Annotated in this window: 18 protein-coding genes; 7 read left to right on the forward strand and 11 right to left on the reverse strand. The window is 43.1% G+C overall.

Annotated features, from left to right (window positions below; genetic code table 11):
• The first annotated feature begins 103 nt into the window (after positions 1-103).
• Entirely contained in the window at positions 104-817 is a 714-nt protein-coding gene (locus ACFS6H_RS12750) for a toxin-antitoxin system YwqK family antitoxin (RefSeq protein WP_386099232.1), read from the forward strand.
• Between the two features lie 52 nt (positions 818-869).
• Here the strand turns inward: ACFS6H_RS12750 and ACFS6H_RS12755 are convergent, their stop codons facing one another.
• From ACFS6H_RS12755 to ACFS6H_RS12765, 3 genes are all read right to left on the reverse strand, one after another.
• Positions 870-1,691, reverse strand: coding sequence for an alpha/beta hydrolase (locus ACFS6H_RS12755; RefSeq protein ID WP_386099235.1), 822 nt, complete (start codon positions 1,689-1,691; stop codon positions 870-872).
• Positions 1,692-1,771: 80 nt separating this feature from the next.
• Positions 1,772-2,902 carry a hypothetical protein gene (locus tag ACFS6H_RS12760; RefSeq protein ID WP_386099238.1) on the reverse strand — a complete coding sequence of 377 codons (1,131 nt, stop codon included), beginning with the start codon at positions 2,900-2,902 and terminating at the stop codon, positions 1,772-1,774.
• On the reverse strand, positions 2,892-3,542 hold the full coding sequence (locus ACFS6H_RS12765; RefSeq protein WP_386099241.1) for an ABC transporter ATP-binding protein: 651 nt from the start codon (positions 3,540-3,542) through the stop codon (positions 2,892-2,894). The genes ACFS6H_RS12760 and ACFS6H_RS12765 overlap by 11 nt, the downstream gene beginning before the upstream one ends.
• A 128-nt stretch (positions 3,543-3,670) precedes the next feature.
• Here ACFS6H_RS12765 and ACFS6H_RS12770 point away from each other — a divergent pair, with 128 nt between their 5' ends.
• Positions 3,671-4,117 carry a DUF3276 family protein gene (locus ACFS6H_RS12770; protein ID WP_386099244.1) on the forward strand — a complete coding sequence of 149 codons (447 nt, stop codon included), beginning with the start codon at positions 3,671-3,673 and terminating at the stop codon, positions 4,115-4,117.
• 66 nt (positions 4,118-4,183) lie between these two features.
• Here ACFS6H_RS12770 and ACFS6H_RS12775 read toward each other — a convergent pair whose 3' ends face one another.
• From ACFS6H_RS12775 to mnmA, 4 genes are all read right to left on the reverse strand, one after another.
• Positions 4,184-4,552, reverse strand: coding sequence for a hypothetical protein (locus tag ACFS6H_RS12775; RefSeq protein WP_386099247.1), 369 nt, complete (start codon positions 4,550-4,552; stop codon positions 4,184-4,186).
• 86 nt (positions 4,553-4,638) lie between these two features.
• Entirely contained in the window at positions 4,639-6,654 is a 2,016-nt protein-coding gene (locus ACFS6H_RS12780; RefSeq protein WP_386099250.1) for a S8 family serine peptidase, read from the reverse strand.
• A gap of 231 nt (positions 6,655-6,885) precedes the next feature.
• Positions 6,886-7,644 carry a hypothetical protein gene (locus tag ACFS6H_RS12785; protein WP_386099253.1) on the reverse strand — a complete coding sequence of 253 codons (759 nt, stop codon included), beginning with the start codon at positions 7,642-7,644 and terminating at the stop codon, positions 6,886-6,888.
• Positions 7,645-7,813: 169 nt separating this feature from the next.
• Entirely contained in the window at positions 7,814-8,920 is a 1,107-nt protein-coding gene (gene mnmA / locus ACFS6H_RS12790) for a tRNA 2-thiouridine(34) synthase MnmA (protein WP_386099256.1), read from the reverse strand.
• Positions 8,921-9,099: 179 nt separating this feature from the next.
• Here mnmA and ACFS6H_RS12795 point away from each other — a divergent pair, with 179 nt between their 5' ends.
• Together ACFS6H_RS12795 and ACFS6H_RS12800 are read left to right on the forward strand one after the other, a co-directional pair.
• A complete protein-coding gene (locus ACFS6H_RS12795) occupies positions 9,100-9,540 on the forward strand; it encodes a single-stranded DNA-binding protein (protein WP_386099259.1) in 441 nt (146 codons plus the stop codon).
• A gap of 283 nt (positions 9,541-9,823) precedes the next feature.
• Positions 9,824-10,915: an Ldh family oxidoreductase gene (locus ACFS6H_RS12800; protein ID WP_386099262.1), complete on the forward strand. Its 1,092-nt coding sequence runs from the start codon at positions 9,824-9,826 to the stop codon at positions 10,913-10,915.
• Between the two features lie 13 nt (positions 10,916-10,928).
• Here the strand turns inward: ACFS6H_RS12800 and ACFS6H_RS12805 are convergent, their stop codons facing one another.
• From ACFS6H_RS12805 to ACFS6H_RS12815, 3 genes are all read right to left on the reverse strand, one after another.
• Positions 10,929-11,378 carry a hypothetical protein gene (locus ACFS6H_RS12805; protein ID WP_386099265.1) on the reverse strand — a complete coding sequence of 150 codons (450 nt, stop codon included), beginning with the start codon at positions 11,376-11,378 and terminating at the stop codon, positions 10,929-10,931.
• A gap of 153 nt (positions 11,379-11,531) precedes the next feature.
• Positions 11,532-11,690, reverse strand: a complete 159-nt coding sequence (locus ACFS6H_RS12810) for a hypothetical protein (protein WP_386099268.1) — start codon at positions 11,688-11,690, stop codon at positions 11,532-11,534.
• Positions 11,691-11,720: 30 nt separating this feature from the next.
• Positions 11,721-12,134: a DoxX family protein gene (locus ACFS6H_RS12815; RefSeq protein WP_386099271.1), complete on the reverse strand. Its 414-nt coding sequence runs from the start codon at positions 12,132-12,134 to the stop codon at positions 11,721-11,723.
• A gap of 386 nt (positions 12,135-12,520) precedes the next feature.
• Here ACFS6H_RS12815 and ACFS6H_RS12820 point away from each other — a divergent pair, with 386 nt between their 5' ends.
• Genes ACFS6H_RS12820 through ACFS6H_RS12830 form a run of 3 tightly spaced genes read left to right on the forward strand, consistent with a single transcriptional unit; the run spans position 12,521 to position 17,856 of the window.
• Complete coding sequence (locus ACFS6H_RS12820; RefSeq protein WP_386099274.1) at positions 12,521-15,553, forward strand: tetratricopeptide repeat protein; 3,033 nt, start codon at positions 12,521-12,523, stop codon at positions 15,551-15,553.
• Between the two features lie 39 nt (positions 15,554-15,592).
• On the forward strand, positions 15,593-17,254 hold the full coding sequence (locus tag ACFS6H_RS12825) for a hypothetical protein (RefSeq protein WP_386099277.1): 1,662 nt from the start codon (positions 15,593-15,595) through the stop codon (positions 17,252-17,254).
• Complete coding sequence (locus tag ACFS6H_RS12830; RefSeq protein ID WP_386099280.1) at positions 17,254-17,856, forward strand: hypothetical protein; 603 nt, start codon at positions 17,254-17,256, stop codon at positions 17,854-17,856. The genes ACFS6H_RS12825 and ACFS6H_RS12830 overlap by 1 nt, the downstream gene beginning before the upstream one ends.
• Before the next feature lie 207 nt (positions 17,857-18,063).
• On the opposite strand, the gene ACFS6H_RS12835 is transcribed toward ACFS6H_RS12830, so the two are convergent.
• The gene (locus tag ACFS6H_RS12835) at positions 18,064-20,307 is read right to left on the reverse strand and encodes a cation:proton antiporter domain-containing protein (RefSeq protein ID WP_386099283.1); all 2,244 of its coding nucleotides are present in this window, start codon (positions 20,305-20,307) and stop codon (positions 18,064-18,066) included.
• Positions 20,308-20,538 lie beyond the last annotated feature (231 nt).

Here is a 20,538-nt window from a genome sequence, read left to right on the forward strand (position 1 = left end):
TTTTGTTACCGGTATTTTAACGTAAATGGGTATAAATATTGTGGTGTTGGTAAAACAAAACCGGGTATTTACCGTTTGTAAAACTGGTTACAAAATAATTAATATGAAAAAACTTTTGCTGGTACTCCTGCTGGGGTTTGTAACACTGCCGGGATTTTCGCAGTTGAAGAGTTATACGCTGAGTGTGCATGGTGATACCCTGAACCGGGTGGATGCCAAAGGGTTGAAACAAGGTCCCTGGATCATAAAAGTAGAGAACCTGCGCGGCGAAAGGGGCTACGAAGAAGAAGGGTATTTTCAGGATGATGTCAAACAAGGAACCTGGAAGCGTTTTTCGCTGGAGAATGGCGTGAAGATAGCCGAGGAGAATTATAAATGGGGTAAGCTGCACGGCAAATCAAAATACTATACCTATAACGGAGGCCTGGTTCGTGAGGAAAGCTGGCGGGCTATGGACCCGGGTAAAAAGTTTGATACGGTGGCCCTGTATGATGTAAATGATCCTGGTAAAGAGATCAACCGTATTGTCGTAAAAAACGAAGGCCTGGCAGTGAAACACGGTAAATGGGTGTATTATGACCCCGTTGAAGGTGTAGTGGTAGAAACAGAGACCTATGCCTTAAATAAGCTGGTGAATGCGGATGGCTCCGTTACAGGCGAGGATGAGATAAAACCCATTGGTCTTACCAAATACACACCCACAGTAGACAGCCTTGGTAAAAAGAATGTAGCCAAACCCCAGGCGATCATGGATTTTGAAAAAAAGAATGCCGGTAAGAAAAAAGTGAAAGTGAGGGACGGATCTACCGGTATGTAAGGATATAAAACAGTATGAAAAAGGGATGAAGTGGTTAGCTTCATCCCTTTTTTTATTTTGTATTTGCTTTAAAATAATTACTGAAAAATAATAACTGGTATTGTACTGCATTGCGCCAGTAATCCCAGTCATGTTTTCCCGGCCTTTCAATGTATTCGTGCGGTATTTTTAACTCCAGCATTTTTTTGTGCAGGTTGCTGTTGATCTTGTAGAAAAAATCTTCTGTGCCGCAATCGATGATCATGGCCGAGCCGGTGTTTGTATATTTATCGATCATGTCAATAACCGAATAATCTTTCCAGTATTTATTGTTGGTATTATTGGTACTGTCACCGATCCTTTTTTCAATATCAAATTTATAACCGGTGGATTTAAGATCGACCCCGCCACTCATGCTGCCACAGGCGCCAAAGAGGTTGCTGTTGCGCAGGCCTAAAAACAGTCCGCCATGGCCACCCATACTCAAGCCGGTAATGGCCCGGTATTGTTTTTCTTTTTTTGTTTTATAGGTACTGTCAATTACAGGGATCACCTCTTTAATGATATGGGTTTCGTAACGGATGTTTTTATCAACAGGGCTGTCAAAATACCAGCTGCTAAAGCCGCCATCGGGACAAACGATCATTAACTGGTATTCGTTAGCATGTTGTTGCAATGCAGGTACTCTTTTTATCCAGTTGGCATAATTACCGCTATAACCATGCAGCAGGTAGACCACCGGCCAGCGTTCATTGGCTTTACCATTATCGGGTGTAATAACCACGCAGTTGATATCTTTATGCATGGCTTTGCTGTGAATGGTAAGCGTATCTACTTTAGCCTGACCGGCGAGGGCCAGTAGAACTATACAAAGGGTCAGTACTGATTTTTTCATGGGCTTAAAGGTACTATAAACGGGATAGTTTTTATCATTGCCATGCAGGATTAGTATGTATGTTTTGTTAATCTGCCTGGTTAGGGCGTTTCCTGTTTTTTAGCAAAGAAAGGCTGGTAACGATAATAGCCGGTATAAAAACATACAAGTGCTAAAAGCTGGGCAAAGCCGGTCATTAATAACCTTTGTGAGGATAAGCTAAAAAATACAAATACGATCCAGATGCCGAAGAGCAGGCCAAAATAGTTTTCCAGCTTTTGCTGTTCCGTATATAATAATCCATGTATCAGTAGCAGGAAACAGGGGCCGAAAATAACCAGCCAGGTATAATCCATTACCTGGCCCTGGTGGATGGCTACACTTTTTAACGCCCATATTTCCGGTAATAATAAAACAGTATATACGGCCAGGAGAGATAGCAATAGTTTATGAACAGGGAAGGGCATGTTGCGTAAAAAGCTTAAACCGCTTTCAATAAACTCATGTAGTTTATACACAATAACGCCATGCCCGATCAATGCAGAGATATAGATAAGCCATAGTATTCGCTGTTCATATACATCGGCTTCCAGGCGGGATAAACCGTATAAACAAAAAAAAGAGATCAGTTTGATGGTAAGCAAGGCAGTGAAAATATGTTGCGTACAAAATTTTAATAAAAACCCCGTCAGGTTATCAGGCAATAAACGAATGAACTTTTGGGTGAAGCTGTTATTGTGATGGCTGCCGGTTTTATATAAAACCTGTACACAGGCCATGGCCGAAAACATCCACAGTAAAAGCCCTGTTACAAAAATGCCTGCTGTTGCTAATAAATGACCGTGGTATATACCCATGCCTGCTACAAATAAAAAATAAACGGTAGCCGGTAATAACAGGATGGCCTGCTGGTATAACATAACAGCCAGCCGTTGCCCGTAGGGCAGGGTGTTCAGGGCTTGTAAAAACAGGTAAGATGTTTTGGTAATAGTACTATAGAAAAACTGAAATACTTTTAATGCATATACGAGCCACACGAGCATAGCGATAATAAAGAACATACCCGATGTGAGAATGCTTTTCATTAACGCTGTGTGGAATAACAATGCATCGACAAAAGAGGGTTGCGTACCAAAGAAAAGAAAAAACAGGAACAGGAAGAAGCCAGCATATTCCCTGTAAAAAGGACCGGTAACGGAACGCCGTAGTATTTGAATAATATCAGTCAGCATGGGTGTTGTTAACAATGGTCAGTTCATGGTCGATGATCCTGTATACTTCCGTAAAAGCAATATTGTTTGCTTCAATATCGTGATGGGAAGTAAGGATAAATGAAATGTTTTTTTGCTGACAGGTGTTTACGATCAGCTGCTCCAAAGCCTTTTGTGATGCGTGGTCCAGCGTGGTAAAAGGTTCATCCAGTAATATCCATTGCGGTTTGCCGATAAAGGCCAGCAATAAAGAAAGCTTCTTTAGCATACCGCTGGAATAACTGCCCGTGGGATTATGAATAAAATCGCCTATTTGTAAAATATCCCGTATCAAGGAGATCTGTAATGCATCGCCTTCCTTTACAGAACGGGTAAAATTAACCAGTTCCTGCCCGGTGATAAAGGGCGGGAACTGTGGTTCGGCAGGCGCATAATTGATCTGTTTGCGGAATGCAACAGGTTGTTTTTGTATGGAAATAGCATTGTTGATGCGGATATCTCCGGAAAAAGGTAATAAACCCGACAGTATTTTTAATAGTGTTGATTTGCCGCTGCCATTGGAGCCCTGCAGCCAATACATGCCGTGAGAAAGGCTCCAGTGGGGGATATTGAGCACGGCAGTACCGTTAAATGACTTGTTTACAGCTATTAATTCTAACATATTTGCTAAAGTTAAGCGGAGATAGCGTAAAATTTTTTCAAAAATAACTTTATGATTTGGCTGTTTCAAAAACATCGATATATTTGTGGACTAAGCCAAGTCATTCTTTAACTGATAAAACTAACAACGTGGCGTACGAGAATAACGACAAGAAATTAGAAAGTATCTACAGTAAGCGCATTCGTGCAGGAAAAAGAAGAACCTACTTTTTTGATGTAAGAGCTACCCGCGGTAATGATTACTACCTGACGATTACCGAAAGTCGCAAACGTTTTGATGATAACGGTTATGACCGTCACAAAGTATTCTTGTATAAAGAGGACTTTAATAAATTTATCAAAGCCTTGAACGAAGCAGTTGACTACGTTAAAACTGACCTGATGCCTGATTTTGATTTTGACGCGTTTAATCATGATGACTATGATGGCGAAGGCAATAATGAAACAGAAGCTTCAACTGCTGTTGTTGAAACAGTAAGTACTGCTACTGAAGAAGAAGTTTCAACTCCTGCTGCTGAAGAAACCGAGTCGACCCCTGTGGCCGGCGGAAGCACGGAGGAAGTAGATAAATGGTAATAACCGCAACGCGATCTTAAATAAGTAAGGCTGTCCCTGGAAAGAGACAGCCTTTTTTTGTTACTGTTACATAGTTAATGTGTCTGTACGGGTTGGTGGAAAAAATATAGTGACGGGGTTGATTACTTTTTTACCGGCGTTAGGTATGGGAGCTCCCCAGCTTTTGTTTTTTAAACCGGCTCCTGCATTGGGTATACTACCTTCCTGCCTGGGTATCACGCAGGGCATATTATCCTGTGGTAACAATATAACTGTATTACCATTGGCCAGTTGCCAGCTACCGGCTGTTTTGTTTACAGGCGTTTTATTGTCTTTTTGCGACCCTGGTGTAGTAACGGTGACGATAGATTCCCGTGGAATGAAAGGTTGCCCGCTTAGCTGGGCAGTACCGGTAATATATAAAATAATACCTGCCGCTGTTAAAAGAAGTTTCATTATTGCTGGTTTTGAATAAGTTAACGTAATAATATTCCCTTATCCTTAACACGATGCAATAAGCCGGCAGATTACATAAAAGTTTTTTACAAACGCATCAGTTTTGTTGTAAATAATAGCCGGCTTTTATCCCAAACCTGTATAAAGTATTCACCTTTACCCATTTTATTCACCGGCAGGGGGTAGGTAGCCAGGCCTCCTGTCGCCTTATTTTGGATCATTTGTGCTACCAGCTGGGCATTGCTGTTGTAAATATTGAATTGCAATTGTTCAATGGCCGCAGGTGTATATACCAGTATATTGGCCTGGTTATTATACACCGGGTTAGGTACTGTTTTTACATAGCTGGTGTCCTGTACCGGCTCTGCAGGCGGGGTTACCCTGCAAATACTGTTCAATGCTACGGTTACTGTATCCAGGTAAACAGCCGTTAAACCGGCCTGGGCAGTGTCGATTACTTGTTTAATACGGTAGTTGATGGTGCCGGGGCCCAGGTTACTGATATCGTTGGTAAACTGGTAGGTTCGTTTACTGAGCGAATCGCCGGCTGTTGCTGCCATACTGCCTACCGTTATGTAGTTGAGTGTATTGGGAAGCTGGCGTTCAATTTCGTAACGCATGGCGCCAACATCTTTGGTGTTCCAGGTAATGGTGGCAACACAATTAACCACCTGCTGTGAGGCCGTAGCATATTCCACCAATAAACGGCCAAAAGCCTGTTTCATATCGGGTATGCCATAACCCACACGGTCGTCAGGGGTATTGTATTTACTGGAGGACAGGCGTAAGGTTTCAATGATCTTAATATTTTTAAACTCGGGGAAAGCCTGCCAAAGGCAGGTTGCCAGTCCGGCCATATTGGGACAGGCATAGGATGTGCCATTACCGGCACTGAGGCCACCACCGGTGTTTTGTATCCGGGCTCCCCAGCCCACTGAAGCTACATCCGGTTTTATTCGCCCGTCCGCTGCTGGTCCGTAACTGGAATTAGGCCACACTGCGGAAGCTGTGTTCACTGCACCTACGCTCAATACACTATCCGCATCGGCCGGTGTAAGCAGGTAACGCCAGCTGCTGCTGCCCGAATTGCCATTGGCCACTACTACCAGCATGCCTTTACGGGAGGCCAGGGTAGCGGCTTTGGCAGCAATACTGGTTTTACCATTTAGCTGGGCATAAGTATAATTGTACGGAGCATAATCAAAATCTGCATAACCGAGCGAGGAAGAAATAATATCTGCTCCCACGCTGTCTGACCGTTCGGCTGCACATAACCAGTTAAACTCTTCAATGGGATATTCGCTGGCCGCATCTTCGGTCCGGAACAAGTGAAATATTGCTGCGGGTGCTTTGCCGATAAATGAGCCAGGTATATTGGCGGCAATAATAGACAGGCATTGCATGCCATGGGAATGGTCTTCCGCAACACTTGTATTCCCCTCTACAAAATCCCAGGTACTGGCTACCTGGTTGTTTTTATTGATGCTGTCAAATGCCGGCAGGGAGTTGTAATTGTAATAACCTGCATCTAACATGGCAATTTGCATATGCTGGCCACGCATGCCTATATTATGTAAAAACTGGCCATTGTGCAGGTTGATCTCTGCCTGGGGCACGGTGCCATAATCATAAAAATCGGCTAAGCCGTTTTGTACACGTTGTGCTGGTGGGAGTGCGGCATCGTTACTGGTTGCAGGTGGCGTAATACGGTTGCCGCCACCGGTTCGTGCCGCAATGGGCTGAGTTTGCTGTACAAATGGCAGGGTATTAATTGTATTAATCGCGTTTACATCGTTAATGCGTACGGCTACCTGGTTAAACCAACGGGATGTATTCAGGATGGTAACACCGGGTATAGCCGCGATCTGTTGCAGGTAAGCCGGTGTAACAGGCAGGTCGGCAGAGTCAAGGGCAATCTGGTAACGGGTACGTCTTTCAATGGCTTTGGGTGAAAGATAGGCAGCCGGGTTACTCAAGGTATAAGGATTGTTCCCTTTGTGCTTTAGTGTAATAATATAACGGGTAAAACCGGTTTGGGCAAAACTATTATCGGGCAGCAGCAAATAAATGCAAACAAAAAATATGATTGCTTTGTAGTTCATGGTACCCAAATGTAAAACTAAATTTTTATTGAATTATGGGTTATGAATGATGAATGGGAAATGCTGAAGTTTATGCAGACAGGCAATGGACAATTGACAAATGACAATTGACAAATAACAATTGACAAGTGATAATTAAGTCTGAATTCTCAGTTCTGAAATCTGAAGTCTGAAATCTCTAACCTAAACCCTAAATCACCAATTCCTAATTCTTAATTCATCATTCTTCATCTAATTATGTTCTATCATCCACATCACCACACCAAAGCCGGTATAGGTAGGGTTGGGGGCTGAAGGGTTATTCTGGTACTCCCACAAAGTGTATTCCTTGTATACCAGACCAATGTTTTTGGCATAGCGATCAACCGAACGGATGCGGGACGCAATGGTAGTATTGGTTTGTATAGGTAAATTATCGCTTTCGTCTATCTGCTCTACGGTTAATACATCTTCGTAGTTATTGCCTTCGTGGCTGAAGTTGTCAAAAGAATCGTAATAAAAATCCCAGTTCTGCATATCATTATCCACGCTGAAAGTGTATACATTTTTATAGGGTTCCAGTGGCAGGTGGCGGTTGCCTTTCCAGCTAAAACCTTCCCGTAAAGGAATATGCAGTTTGATCACCCTTAAATTATCATCAACTACTTCGGTCTGGTCACCAGCGGTAACAACAGTGTAATTACCATTGGCCTGCCAGCCGCTGGTGCCGGCTTCGTTGCGGATGGAGCGGTTTACAATATAGGTAGTACGGCCCGCATTATCGGTGGTTACGGAAGCTACTTCGTGTTTTACCTGGTATTTGTGTACTTCAATGGTAGTGTTCAGGTTGGTGAAAACGGTGGAGTCCATCCGGTAGATAATATACTTGCCTACCTGCATCGGCAGGTAATCGCTCATGGCCGGGGTGTCAAATGTTTCCTTTTCGCTGCCGCAGGAACTGATGGTGAAAAGTATAACCAGCGAAAAAAAGGTAATACGTAAAAATCTCATAAGCGGTAAGGCCTGGTTCATAAGCTGGAATCTTAAAATAAGCAGTTAATCTGGGTTACGATTTATATTGTCAGCTCAAAGCTAAAAAATAAACGGGGAAAATTGCTTCACCCCGTTTATAAACGATTCTATTAAAAAAATATTGTTTGATTTTCAATTCATCACGCACTTAATCCTGTTTAAAGCCCATTTGTATATGTCCGCCTCCGATCACATCATCGCCTTCATAGAACACGGCGCTTTGGCCGGGGGCAATACCTTTAACGGGTTCATAAAACTCCACTTTCATGGTGTTGCCATCCTGGTACAGGTTGGACAGGGCGCCTTTATCTTTATACCTTATTTTGGTCAGCGCTTCCATACCTGGGGTAATGCTGTCGTATTTTATCAGGTTTAATTTACCCACGGTCATAATATTCTTTTCCAGGTCCACTTCATCACCCAGGGTTACGGTATTATGCTCAGGGTCGATATGGGTAACAAAAACCGGGCGGCCTAAAGCTATTTCCAGGCCCTTACGCTGGCCGATGGTATAAAAAGGGTAGCCCTTGTGTTTACCCAGCAGGTTGCCGTTCTTGTCAATGAAATTACCACCGTTTACACGCTCTTCCAGTCCGTCTACCCGTCTTTTTAAAAAGCCGCGGTAATCATTATCGGGCACAAAGCAAATTTCGTAGCTCTCGCTTTTTTTAGCCAGCTGGGGGTAGCCCAGGTCAACGGCCATCTGGCGTATCTCCGATTTCTGGTAACCTCCAAGGGGTAATAAGGTACGGCTCAGCAGGTCCTGCTGTAAGCCCCAGAGTACATAACTCTGGTCTTTGGTATCGTCCACGGCCTTGCTGATCACAAAACGGCCGTTATCGTGCTGGCGGATCTTGGCATAGTGCCCGGTGGCAATATAATCGCAACCCAGGGCATCGGCCCGTTTCAGCAGGGCACGCCATTTTATATGGGTATTACACAATACGCAGGGGTTGGGGGTACGGCCGGCGATATATTCCTCTACAAAATTTTCTACCACAAAACCACCGAACTCGTCCCGGATATCAAAAATATAATGTGGAAAGCCATGTTCCACGGCAGCCTGCCGGGCATCGTTAAAACTGTCCACATTACAGCAGCCGGTCTCTTTTTTGCTGCCGCCGCTTTCCGCGTAGTCCCAGGTTTTCATAGTAATCCCCACTACCTCATAACCTTGATTATGAAGCATTAGCGCCACTACGGTACTGTCAATACCGCCACTCATGGCCACCAATACTTTCCCTTTTCTGCTCATTTTATTACTTTTTTCGCCAACGGCAAAGGTACATTGTTAAATTGGTACTTAAAACAACACCTCCCGGCAATTGTTTGGTAGTGCGGGAAGAAATTTTTCGCACAAGTCGGTGCTGAATACTTAATAAATGTAACTTGCCGGCATAAAATAATAATTACGTCACTTAAAAACTGAGCACTATGATTAAAATGCAGGTAATTGGCCGTTTGGGAAAAGATTGTATTGTAAATACAGTGAACGGCAAAAATGTAATTAACTTTTCAGTAGCCCATTCTGAACGTTATAAAGACAGCCAGGGCAATTTACAGGAAAAAACCACCTGGGTTGATTGCGCCTACTGGACCGACCGTACAGCCGTAGCACCTTACCTGGTGAAAGGTGTACAGGTATATGTGGAAGGAACACCCGAAGCCCGTGCATTCAGCCGCCAGGATGGTACCGCCGGTGCATCCTTATCGGTTCGTGTACGTGAAGTACAGTTGCTGGGTAGTAAAGGTGAGGGAACCGGTGGCAGCACGCCATCATATAATGCCGGCAACAGCAGTGCAGGTTCTTCATCGGGTAACAGTTATGTCAATGCCGATGATATTACGGAAGCATCAGACGATCTGCCGTTTTAAAATGTTAGCCCCTCGTTTTGAGGGGTTTTTTATTTCTGTCAGCGTGTGAAGGAGAAAGTCAGAAGTTGGGAAGACGGAAAGACCGAAAGACGAGAACCTGGAGTGCCAAGAAGCCATGAACAACAGTCAAAAGTCTGCGCTGCAGTTTGTAATAGATAATATTACATTAGACAATAAACAAAGGTCAATGCTGACCGATTCAAAATTGCAATTGCTTATTGTCAATTGTCAACTGTCAATTGCTGATCGTCACATTATCTTTTTTAGCCACTATCTTTGCCGCATGGCCGAACAAGTTTTTTCTTACCAGCAGTTATACAGTTTTGTAGTAGCAATATTTAATAAAATAGGTTGTAGCGAACAGGATGCCGTAACGGCTGCCAAAGTTTTATTATCAGCCGATATAAGGGGTGTAGACTCTCATGGTATTGCCCGCTTAAGCGGTTATGTACGTTTGTGGGAAGTACAAAGGGTGAATGCACAACCGCAGATAAAGATCATTCATGAAACCCCTTCTACTGCTGTGATTGATGGTGACAGTGGCCTGGGCCTGGTTGTAGCGCCTTATGCCATGCAGGTGGCCATTGAAAAAGCGAAAGCGGTGGGCACAGGCTGGGTGAGTGTACAGAACAGTAATCATTTTGGTATTGCTGCAGCTCATGCTATGATGGCGCTGGAGCATGATATGATCGGCATGGCCATGACCAATGCCAGTCCGCTGGTAGCACCTACTTTTTCAACGGCAAAAATGCTGGGCACCAATCCTATTTGTGTGGCGGCGCCTGCCGGTCAGCAACCGGCATTTGTGGCCGACCTGGCCACTACTACAGCCGCCAATGGTAAGCTGGAAATTCTGCAGCGCAAGAACCAGGCAGCGCCGGCAGGCTGGATACAGGACGCCGAAGGCAATACTTCGCATGATCCGCATGAATTAAAAAAAGGCGGCGCTTTATTACCACTGGGTGGCGACAGGGAGCATGGCAGTCATAAAGGGTATGCCCTGGGCGCCATTGTAGATATTTTTTCGGCCCTGTTAAGTGGTGCTAATTATGCACCCTGGGTACCGCCTTTCCCCGCCTATGTTCCTATGCCGGCACAGCAACCGGGTAAAGGCATCGGTCACTTTTTAGGCGCTATGCGAATTGACGCCTTCCGACCTGCAGCTGATTTTAAACAAAGTATGGACCACTGGATAGAAGGGTTCAGGAATGCAGCTACTATTACCGGTGAAGAAAAAGTGCTGGTACCCGGAGACCCGGAGCGTGAATTTGAAGCTGAACGTACCGCAAATGGTATTCCGTTATTGCCGGCTGTTGTGGATGATTTAAAGGGATTGGGGGAGAAGTTGGGAGTAGAGATACCATGGACGCAATGATTATATATTAATCTTAATTTTTGCGTTCCTCCCACATCATAATTACTTCATCAAAAAAAGATTTAATTTCGTTCTTGCTACCATCAATATAGACGTTAAACTTTGAGCCATCTTTCTTAGTAACTGTCATATATGGGGCAAATGTGTCTGGAACGTTATAAAGTGTATCTATATTTACTATTTCATAGTAATAAGCAAAAGAAGTATCATTTTTTTCTTTGTTATAATCATCAATCCAGTAGTGGGCTATTCTTTTTGTTGTGAAGAAATTACCTGCTTTGTGCTTTTTAAAGTTCGAATAGTATTTGATGATTTGCTCATCTTCACTCAAAAGGCCCAGAGATTTTATTAAATTTTGAGTATTCTTTTTTAGTGTTAAGCCAGTTTCTATTTTTTCGTTAGAGCAAGAGACTAAACTAGTTAAAACTATAGAGGTTAAAATATAAAAAATACGAAAATGCATAAAAGGCGCTTTATGGTGTAAAAATCCGCTGCATCATAATGCTTGTCTTTTTTGATACCGCAATAGATTTGCACTTATATATAAATTAAAAAGGTATTTGAAAAAATCAAATACCTTTTCTATATACTGAATACTGTATACTACCTACTTAAACTAACTTCCTCTCTGCGATCCGGTATTGGATTGTTTGTTTACAAAACCACCGGATTTAGGCTTTTGAATAAATTTTGACCCTGCCGCTGCATTCGGGCCCGTGGTCTTTTTATCTCCCTTTTTCTTGTCTTTTCCTTTTTGTTGGTTAAGTAACGACATAGTAATAATTTTTATAAATATACTGATTTTTTATTTTCCAATTAAACGGTCGACGCTGAACCGCCCTGGGCCTACTAATAGTATAACGGAAAATAACATTAAGAAAAGGCCTGCCGATTCACCATCTGCATATAACCTGGCGCCATGTGCACTAAAAAATGCTACCGACATACAAATGATCAGGGGAATAGAGGACAGGCGGGTAAAAATACCCAGGATAATAAAAATAGCACAAAAGAACTCGGCAAAAATGGTCAGTGATAAAGAAACTGTTTGTCCTAACCCGAAGGGATCGGCAAAACCTTTGGCTAAAATGCTGTTGAAGTTTTGTAGCTTTTTTAAACCATGCGAAATGGCCATTGTAGAACCGGCTACTGCTCTTAATAAGAGCATAGCAACATCAAAAGAAGTAGCAGAGTATTTTGTACTGAAAAGTTTTTTCATAAAATAAAAAAATAATTTATGCTGCAATATTAATGAATTATTGTTCACAGCAAAGAACAAGTAACAATTAGCAATTGACAATGGACAATTTTGCGATAAGCAATTGTTTTATGAAAGGTTTAGCGGTTGTTTATTGCCTGTTGCCAATTGTTTACTGCCGATGAGCGAACCGGAACCCGAAAGGAGCGTCGCAAGAAAGCCTGATCAGGGAACCGCAGCCGGTAACATAAAATTAATACCCCTGATAATGAAGCAGTTTTGTAATAGAAATGTTAAACATTGTCTTTAAAGGCACTTATCCACACCTGTTTGGAACGTTCTTTGGTCAGGGCTGAAATATTTTGAATATTGCAACGTTATCCTCACACGGTTTAAAGGACTTAGGAATGAAAAAAATATGCTTATTAGTCGGAGCTGTTGCTACTGTATATATGGCGCATGGCCAGCAAACACGGTTTTACACAGATCCTAATGACAGGTTTAAAGAGGCAAAAGAGTATTTCCAGAAGGAACAATACAGCCTTGCTTATCCCATTTTTAAAGAGTTAAAAGCCGGTACTGCGGAAACGCAAACCGTTAACCAGCCGGTAACCACGCAGGAGTTGAATTACTATACCCTGGTTTGCGGGTTGAAGCAGAACGAGGAAACTGCTGTTAATAAAGCCATTGATTATATTGACCTGGAAAAAAACAGTGCCCGTTCGCAAATGATGGCCTATCATTTGGGGGAATATTATTTCAGGGAAAAGAAATACCGGGAAGCCGCTAATTTTTATGAGCAGGCCAATATTGCCAACCTGAGCAATAGCGATATCAGCAATATGAAGTTTCACCAGGGCTATGCTTATTTTACCATGCAGCAGTTTGACAGGGCCCGCCCTTTGTTTAACACGGTACGTAACCTGAAAGACGACCCCAATTACCTGGATGCGAACTATTATTATGGTATACTGGCATTTAAAGAAGCAAAGTATACCGATGCCTTGCAGAGTTTTAAAGTAGTGGAGAACGAGGACGGGTACGGTACGGTAGTACCTTATTATATTGCCCAGATTTATTATATCCAGGGTAAGAAAGAAGAAGCCTTAAAATATGCTGAAGAAAAGATCAAAAAAGGCGAATCGCAGTTTTATGATCTTGAATTGAAACAGATGATCGGGCATGCTTATTTTGAGCAGAAGGAGTATGCCAAAGCCCTGCCTTACCTGGAAGATTATGTAGCTAAAACGGAGAAGGTAAGAAGGGAGGATATTTATGAATTGTCTTACTGTTATTACCAGACCGGCAAATTAAGCAAGGCCATTGAAGGCTTTAAACAATTAAGCGGTAAGGAAGACCCGCTGAGCCAGCATGCCATGTATTTATTAGGCGATGCCTATTTAAAGACCGGGCAGAAAGCCAATGCAAGAAATGCCTTTTTGTTCTGCACCGCCAACAGCAGTAATGCCGAACAGAAAGAGATAGCCAAGTTCCAATATGCTAAATTATCGTACGAGCTGGGATACCAGGATGAAGCGTTAAACAGTTTAAAATCGTTCCTGGCAGAGTATCCTAAATCAACCTATAATACCGAGGCCCAGGAATTGCTGGTGGCTGTACTGGCCAATACAAATAATTACAAGGATGCACTGGTATTGATTGACGGGCTGAAAACGCCGACTGAAAATGCCAAACGTTTATACCCCCGTATTTTATATGGCCGGTCTACCGAGCTGGTAAATGATGGCCGTTTTGCAGAAGCCAATACCTTGCTGGATAAAGCATTAAAAGATCCCTACAACGGCAGTGTATTGCCCCTGGTATCATTCTGGAAAGCGGAACTGGCCTACCGTACCAATAAAACGGATGAAGCGATTAAATATTACAATGCTTACCTGGATGGTGGTTCGCCCAGCAGTGGTGAAGCTACACCTGTAGCAGCCCGTTATAACCTGGGTTATTGTTATTTAAGGAAAGAGAACTACCCTGTAGCGCTGGACCATTTTGAACCCATTGGTAAAAACGCCTCTTTACGTTCCGATGGGCTGACACAGGATGCCTACCTCCGTACCGGTGACTGTTACTTTATGATGAAGAACTACAGCAAGGCCAAGGTTATTTATGATAATGTGATCAAATTCTCCTGGCCGGCAGAAGATTATGCTACTTTCCAGAATGCCATGATCGCGGGTATTAAAAGTACCAGTGAAAAGAGGAGTTTAATGACGACTATGACCCGCAAATTCCCTGAATCATCCCTGGTAACAGATGCCAACATGGAGATTGCCAACTCGCTGATCAGTGATGAGAAATACGCGGAAGCCATTACCTTCCTGGATAAAGTGGTACGTCAATCGGGTAATGCCAGCTTAAAACCTGAAGCCTTGTTGAAAATGGGTATAGCGGCTTATAATATGAATAACAGTGCCGATGCTGTAAAATATTATAAAGCGTTAATTGGTCAATACCCTAATTCACCGGAAGCAGCAGATGCCATTGAAAATATTAAAGTGGTATACGTAAACGATAACCGCCCCGAGGAGTATGCGGCCTATATGAAACAGGTAGGTAAGCCTATCAGCGTGGATACCGAAGATTCTTTAACATACTATGTGGGTGATAATCATTACCAGGCCGGCAATGTAAATGCTGCTTTAACCGCGTATAATAACTATTTACAAAAATTCCCTAACGGGGCTTATGCTATTGATGCCAACTATTTCCGTGGTGAGATTTACAGTGATAAAAAAGACTGGAATAATGCTTTGGCAGCCTACACCTATGTAGCCAATAATGCCCCTAATAAATATGCGGAACCCGCCGTACTGGAAGCCGCCCGCCTGAACTTTTTTGAGAAAAAGGATTACGCAACGGCAGAATCCTATTATAAACAGTTGAATGAACTGGCATCGAGCCAGGAGAATAAACTGGAAGCGATGCGTGGTTTATTACGCAGTCAGTACCAGTTGAAAAAATGGACGGATGCAGTTGATAATGCCAAAAACCTGACAGCAGCCAAAGGCAGCAGTTCTGATGATAAGGCCCTGGCCAATATGGCCATTGCAAAATCCTACCAGGTAGAGGGCAATTATAACCAGGCCATTGCTACTTTTAAAAATGTAGTATCGCAAAACAAAGCGGCACTGGCAGCCGAAGCCCGTTATGAAATTGCCAACTGCTGGCTGGCCATTGATAAGCTGACTGATGCGGAAAAAGCTGCTTTTGAAACCATTAATAAGTCAGGCTCTTACGGTTATTGGGTTACCAAATCGTATATCCTGTTAGGAGATATATACTTTAAGCAAAAGGATTATTTTAATGCGAAAGCTACTTTCCAGAGCGTAGTAGATAACAGCCTGGATGCTGATCTGCAGGCTGAAGCTAAAACCAAATTAGCCCAGGCTACTGCCGAAGAGCAAAAAGCAAGCAGGTTTAACTAATTCAAATTATGTTACGGTCATAAATAGCGATAATTACAGATGAAACATATAAATAAACCGGTTGTACTTTCTTTAGCTTTACTAAGTGTAACAGCCATGGTACAGGCACAGGACACCACCCGTAAACGTTCGGTTGAAATTACCTCGGCATTTAAACCTGTTTTAAGGGAGAGTGCAAAAATTAATTTTAATGCAACTCCGCCACAGCCCGATACCAGCAAGCCGGTACTGCAATACAATGTACCTAACCAGCATTTATTATTTGCCTACCAGCCCGGTGCATTAACACCCCTGGCATTACAACATGATACAGCCGGTGTCTGGGATAACAGCAATTATATTAAAGCCGGTTTTGGTAGTTTAAAAACACCCTACCTGCAGGCTGGTTTGTCATTTGGTGACGGCAGCACCGCCGGTGCAGAAATATTTGCAAAATATACTTCCTCAAAAGGAAAGAGGGAATACCAGGAAAATGCCAATGCGCAGGCACGCGTATCGGCGTTTTATAAAACAGCCGGTGGCCTGGAATGGTCCGGTGGCCTGGGTTTTAAAGCGGACAGGTTATATAAGTATGGTTATGTTCCGGAAACCTTGTCTTTTCCCAAGGACTCTATCAGGCAGCAGTTCAGCACCTTCTCAGGCCGTGTTATGTTACGCAACCTGCGTGAAACAAATTTTGCCCTGAGTTATGCACCTGAATTAAAGATTGATGTATTCTCCGATCACCTGAAAAACAGTGAGAGCAATACTGTATTAACCCTGCCACTGGAAAAAAACATTAACAGCGACTTTGCGGTAAACCTGGGCCTGGCATTTGATATGACCCGTTTATCCCGCGATAAGCAAAAAGCCATTAATAATACCATCTTTTATGTTGCACCAGGCATTACCTATAAATCGGAAAAGTTTGTAGCGCAGGTGGGCATCAGGCCAAGCTGGGATAACAGCGAGTTTAAAATGTTCCCCAATATCCTGGCAGAATATGCCATTGCCGATAAACAATTTGTGGTACATGGCGGCTGGACCGGTTACATGCGTAAAACATCGTACCAGTACTTAGCTTCTCAAAATCCCTGGATTTGGGCTCCCGGTGAGTTGAAAAATACCTGGATAGAGGAAGTATTTGGCGGTATTAAAGGTACATTGGTTGACCATTTTACCTATAATGCAAGGGTGGGTGTAAATAAGTTAAATAACCAGCCTTTATTCATTAACGATACCAGTGCCGGTATTTTCTCCGATGGCAAATCATTTGCCGTACTGAACCAGGATAAGATGAATATCATTGTTATGGGAGGAGAGTTAGGATACACGGTGGAAGAGAAATTTTCAGCAACAGCCGGCATTACCCTTAACCAGTTTACCAAGTTAAAAGGTAATAACCAGAAAGCCTGGGGCATGTTGCCGATGGAAATGAATGCCAGTATCCGTGCCCAGATCATTAAAGACCTGTGGCTGAAAGTAGATATGTTTGGCTGGGATGGTGCTCATTTTATTCGCCCTGACGGCAGTACTACCAAGTTAAAAGGCGCTTTTGACCTGAACGCCGGCCTGGAGTTTAAAGTATGGAATAATATCAGCCTGTGGACGCAGTTTAACAATATTACCAACCAGGAATACCAGCGCTGGAATCAATATCCGGTATATGGCTTTAACTTTGTTGGCGGTATCGTATATTCGTTCGCTAAAAAGAATAAATAATGTACCAGCAGTTATACCGTTATCTTGTACAACACCAGCAATTACAGTTACCCGGCATCGGTACATTAGCCATTCAGCAGGCTGATGCGGTAATGAATATTGCTGATCATAGTGTAACTGCAGGGGCTTACCAGCTAGATCTTCATAAAGATAATACGGTTACCGCACCTGCAAAGTTGTACAACTGGCTTGCAGGCGTATCGGGTATTACGGAAAGAGAAGCGATCATTCAGTACAATGACTTTGTATTTGACCTGCAGCAGCAATTAAAAAACGGTGCTACTATTAACTGGCAGCAGGTGGGGGTATTAACCGCCGGCCTGGGTGGGGAAATTAAGTTTGAGAGTGCTGTAAAACAATATACTGCCGGCCATGCGGTAACGGCACATAAGGTAAAACGTGACCAGGCCCTGCATACCATCAGGGTAGGAGAACAGGAAAAAACCTCTGCGGAGATGATTGAAATGCTGGCCCCGCAAACCGCCACCCGCGATGCCTGGATGATCGTTGCTTATATACTGTTAGGTTTATCATTGGCCTTTGTTGCCTGGTACCTGGCTACACAGCAGGGCATTGGTAACCAGACTTCATTGTTTCCATAAGAATAGCCTGTAAGTCCGAAAGTCGGGAAGTCCGAAAGTCGGGAAGTCCGAAAGACAGGAAGTGAACCATTGACAGTGACAAAGGATAATTGACAATTGAGTATGAATTCCGGGTCTCAATGCTGAATTTTTAATGCTCCATTCCCCGATCCTAAATCAAAAAATCCTAAATCGCAGATCTTACTTCAATAGATCTTACTTCTCACATCAATTAATGCTGTCGATCAGTTTCTTCTCACCCACGATCCATACTACATCGCCTTCGGCAAATATCATGGATGATTCGGGATTGAGTATCCGTTCCCCATCCCGTTCAATACCTACTACCAGGCCATTGGTAATGGTACGTATGCCCGAGTCGCGGATAGATTTATTAATGAAGGGGGAATCGTGTTCCACGGTGAATTTATCCAGCTCTACTTCGGCATCATGCTGTTTTTCCAGTAACTTCTTATCAGCTCTCAGGATGGCGTTCATCTTTTTTTCCTGTGCGTCTGTACAAATGATATATAATTTATCCCCGGGGTAAATACGATCGTAACGGGTAGGGGTGGTGATGGTTACCTGGCCACGTTTGATCATGGCTACATTTACACCTACTACTTCCCGCCATTTTAGTTCTTCCAGTGTTTTACCAATGATGCTTGTTTCGGGCAAAACCTCAAAGGTGGTCATATGTGCATCCCAGGGGGCCAGGGCTACATTTCTTTTACTGGCTTGTATTTCCAACTGTTTCAGTTCTGCCTGTAACTCACGGTCGTTCAGGTTGCGGATAAAACGGTTTTCAATACGATCATACTGCTCCTGTATTTTTTTACGGAAGAAAACAAAAACAAATAAGATGATTACAGCAGCGGACAGGGCGACACTGATGGAGAAGAAACGGTTAAATAAAAATACGATGGAGAATACGGCCAGGCCCAGTTTTATACCACGCATTACCCAGATAGGGCTGCGGTATTTTTGTATGGAGTAAATCTTTACAAAAGATTCATTCCGTTCGTTACGGACAATAAGGCCCCATAAGAACGGTGCCATCGCAGCTAAGGTGAAAAGTGTAACGGTGATCCGGCCGATCGCATAACTGGTATGTTCATTTACCCAGGGTAAAATATAAGTGGCTGATAAAAATACAAGTGCGCCGATAATAACCGAGAACAGGAGCACATTCACCACAAATGATTTAACCACCTGGTGGAAGTCGCTGGTAGCTGTAATGGTAGTAGCTTCCGAACTATAACGGGTGAGTGATTTGCGCCATCTTTCCGGCATACGTTTATCTATCCAGTCGTAAAACGGCGAGCTGGCTTTTATTAAATAAGGGGTGGTAAAAGTGGTAACCCCCGAAACGGCTACAATAATAGGGTATAAAAAGGCACTGGTGGCATTTAAAGTAGTACCCAGCATAGCGATAATAAAAGAGAATTCACCGATCTGTGCCAGGCTCATGCCGGTTTGTAAGGATACTTTTAAAGAGTTACCTGAAATAAAAGCACCAATACCGGTGGTGATCACTTTACCCACTATACAAACCACGGTAATTAATAAAATAGGAATAGCATATTCACCGATCATCTTCAGGTCGATCATCATACCCACCGATACAAAGAAGATAGCGCCGAAAAGGTCCTTCACCGGTTTTACCAGGTGTTCAATTCTTTCGGCCTTGGTTGTTTCGGCGAGTAATGAACCCATGACAAAAGCTCCCAGGGCATAGGAAAAGCCTGCACCTGCAGCCAGGTATACCATTACCAGGCACATGGCAATGGAAACCACCAGCAGGGTTTCATCGTTCATTAAATTCCTGGTCTTTTTAAGAATGGTAGGAATAAAGAATATACCAGCCACAAACCATAGAATAAGGAAGAATATTAGTTTACCTACGGACAGTAAAAGCTCGATACCATTTACCTGCTGGCTAACTGATAGGGTGGTCAGTAACACTAATATAGCGATGGTAATAAGGTCTTCTACGATAAGGATACCAAATACCAGCCCGGCAAATTTCTTTTTCTTAAGGCCTAGTTCTTCTACCGCTTTTAAAATAATGGTAGTAGAGGAAACGGCCAGTGCCGCACCGAGGTAGATACTGTCCATGGTGGACCATCCCAGCAACTGGCCTGCTCCATAACCCAGGGCTGACATACCAATGGCCTCTACAAAGGCTGATACCGAGGAAGAACCGCCCACCTGGGCCAGCTTTTTAAAACTGAACTCAAGCCCCAGGCTGAATAATAAAAAGATAATGCCTATTTCAGAAAGAACTTTTATGTTCTCTGTTTGCGCATCAGAAATGGAAGGGAACCATGAAAAGTTAGCACTTACAATAACACCGGCAATAATATAACCCAGTACAAGGGGTTGTTTTAAAGCTTTGAAAATAAGGGTCATAATAGCTGCCACGGCTAATATGAGCGTAAGATCTGTTATCAGTTGCGGTAGATGATGCATCCAATCAATTTTTTTATTTTGGTTATTGTCAAAATAAGTTGATAAATCCTGTCTGTCGTTTATGAAAATGCCGATTGATTGGCCGGCTTTATGCAATGGTGTGTTTAACCACAGGTAGCACGTTATGTAACAAATAACGGTATGCGATTGTTTCAAAGATAGCTAAAAAATAGGCTAAAACAGACAGGCCCCCGGCTTATCTAAAAAAATAAAGCCGGTCAGTTACTGACC

The organism is Terrimonas rubra (assembly GCF_042686025.1).
In the GTDB taxonomy this organism is placed as follows: domain Bacteria; phylum Bacteroidota; class Bacteroidia; order Chitinophagales; family Chitinophagaceae; genus Terrimonas; species Terrimonas rubra.

What these genes read in the sequence shown, in the direction of transcription:
- ACFS6H_RS12785 (WP_386099253.1), bottom strand. Translation starts at nt 7,644, where the DNA reads ATGAGATTTTTACGTATTACCTTTTTTTCGCTGGTTATACTTTTCACC.
- ACFS6H_RS12800 (WP_386099262.1), top strand. Translation starts at nt 9,824, where the DNA reads ATGGCCGAACAAGTTTTTTCTTACCAGCAGTTATACAGTTTTGTAGTA.
- ACFS6H_RS12780 (WP_386099250.1), bottom strand. Translation starts at nt 6,654, where the DNA reads ATGAACTACAAAGCAATCATATTTTTTGTTTGCATTTATTTGCTGCTG.
- ACFS6H_RS12760 (WP_386099238.1), bottom strand. Translation starts at nt 2,902, where the DNA reads ATGCTGACTGATATTATTCAAATACTACGGCGTTCCGTTACCGGTCCT.
- ACFS6H_RS12805 (WP_386099265.1), bottom strand. Translation starts at nt 11,378, where the DNA reads ATGCATTTTCGTATTTTTTATATTTTAACCTCTATAGTTTTAACTAGT.
- ACFS6H_RS12795 (WP_386099259.1), top strand. Translation starts at nt 9,100, where the DNA reads ATGATTAAAATGCAGGTAATTGGCCGTTTGGGAAAAGATTGTATTGTA.
- ACFS6H_RS12835 (WP_386099283.1), bottom strand. Translation starts at nt 20,307, where the DNA reads ATGCATCATCTACCGCAACTGATAACAGATCTTACGCTCATATTAGCC.
- ACFS6H_RS12825 (WP_386099277.1), top strand. Translation starts at nt 15,593, where the DNA reads ATGAAACATATAAATAAACCGGTTGTACTTTCTTTAGCTTTACTAAGT.
- ACFS6H_RS12765 (WP_386099241.1), bottom strand. Translation starts at nt 3,542, where the DNA reads ATGTTAGAATTAATAGCTGTAAACAAGTCATTTAACGGTACTGCCGTG.
- ACFS6H_RS12775 (WP_386099247.1), bottom strand. Translation starts at nt 4,552, where the DNA reads ATGAAACTTCTTTTAACAGCGGCAGGTATTATTTTATATATTACCGGT.
- ACFS6H_RS12750 (WP_386099232.1), top strand. Translation starts at nt 104, where the DNA reads ATGAAAAAACTTTTGCTGGTACTCCTGCTGGGGTTTGTAACACTGCCG.
- mnmA (WP_386099256.1), bottom strand. Translation starts at nt 8,920, where the DNA reads ATGAGCAGAAAAGGGAAAGTATTGGTGGCCATGAGTGGCGGTATTGAC.
- ACFS6H_RS12755 (WP_386099235.1), bottom strand. Translation starts at nt 1,691, where the DNA reads ATGAAAAAATCAGTACTGACCCTTTGTATAGTTCTACTGGCCCTCGCC.
- ACFS6H_RS12810 (WP_386099268.1), bottom strand. Translation starts at nt 11,690, where the DNA reads ATGTCGTTACTTAACCAACAAAAAGGAAAAGACAAGAAAAAGGGAGAT.
- ACFS6H_RS12815 (WP_386099271.1), bottom strand. Translation starts at nt 12,134, where the DNA reads ATGAAAAAACTTTTCAGTACAAAATACTCTGCTACTTCTTTTGATGTT.
- ACFS6H_RS12830 (WP_386099280.1), top strand. Translation starts at nt 17,254, where the DNA reads ATGTACCAGCAGTTATACCGTTATCTTGTACAACACCAGCAATTACAG.
- ACFS6H_RS12820 (WP_386099274.1), top strand. Translation starts at nt 12,521, where the DNA reads ATGAAAAAAATATGCTTATTAGTCGGAGCTGTTGCTACTGTATATATG.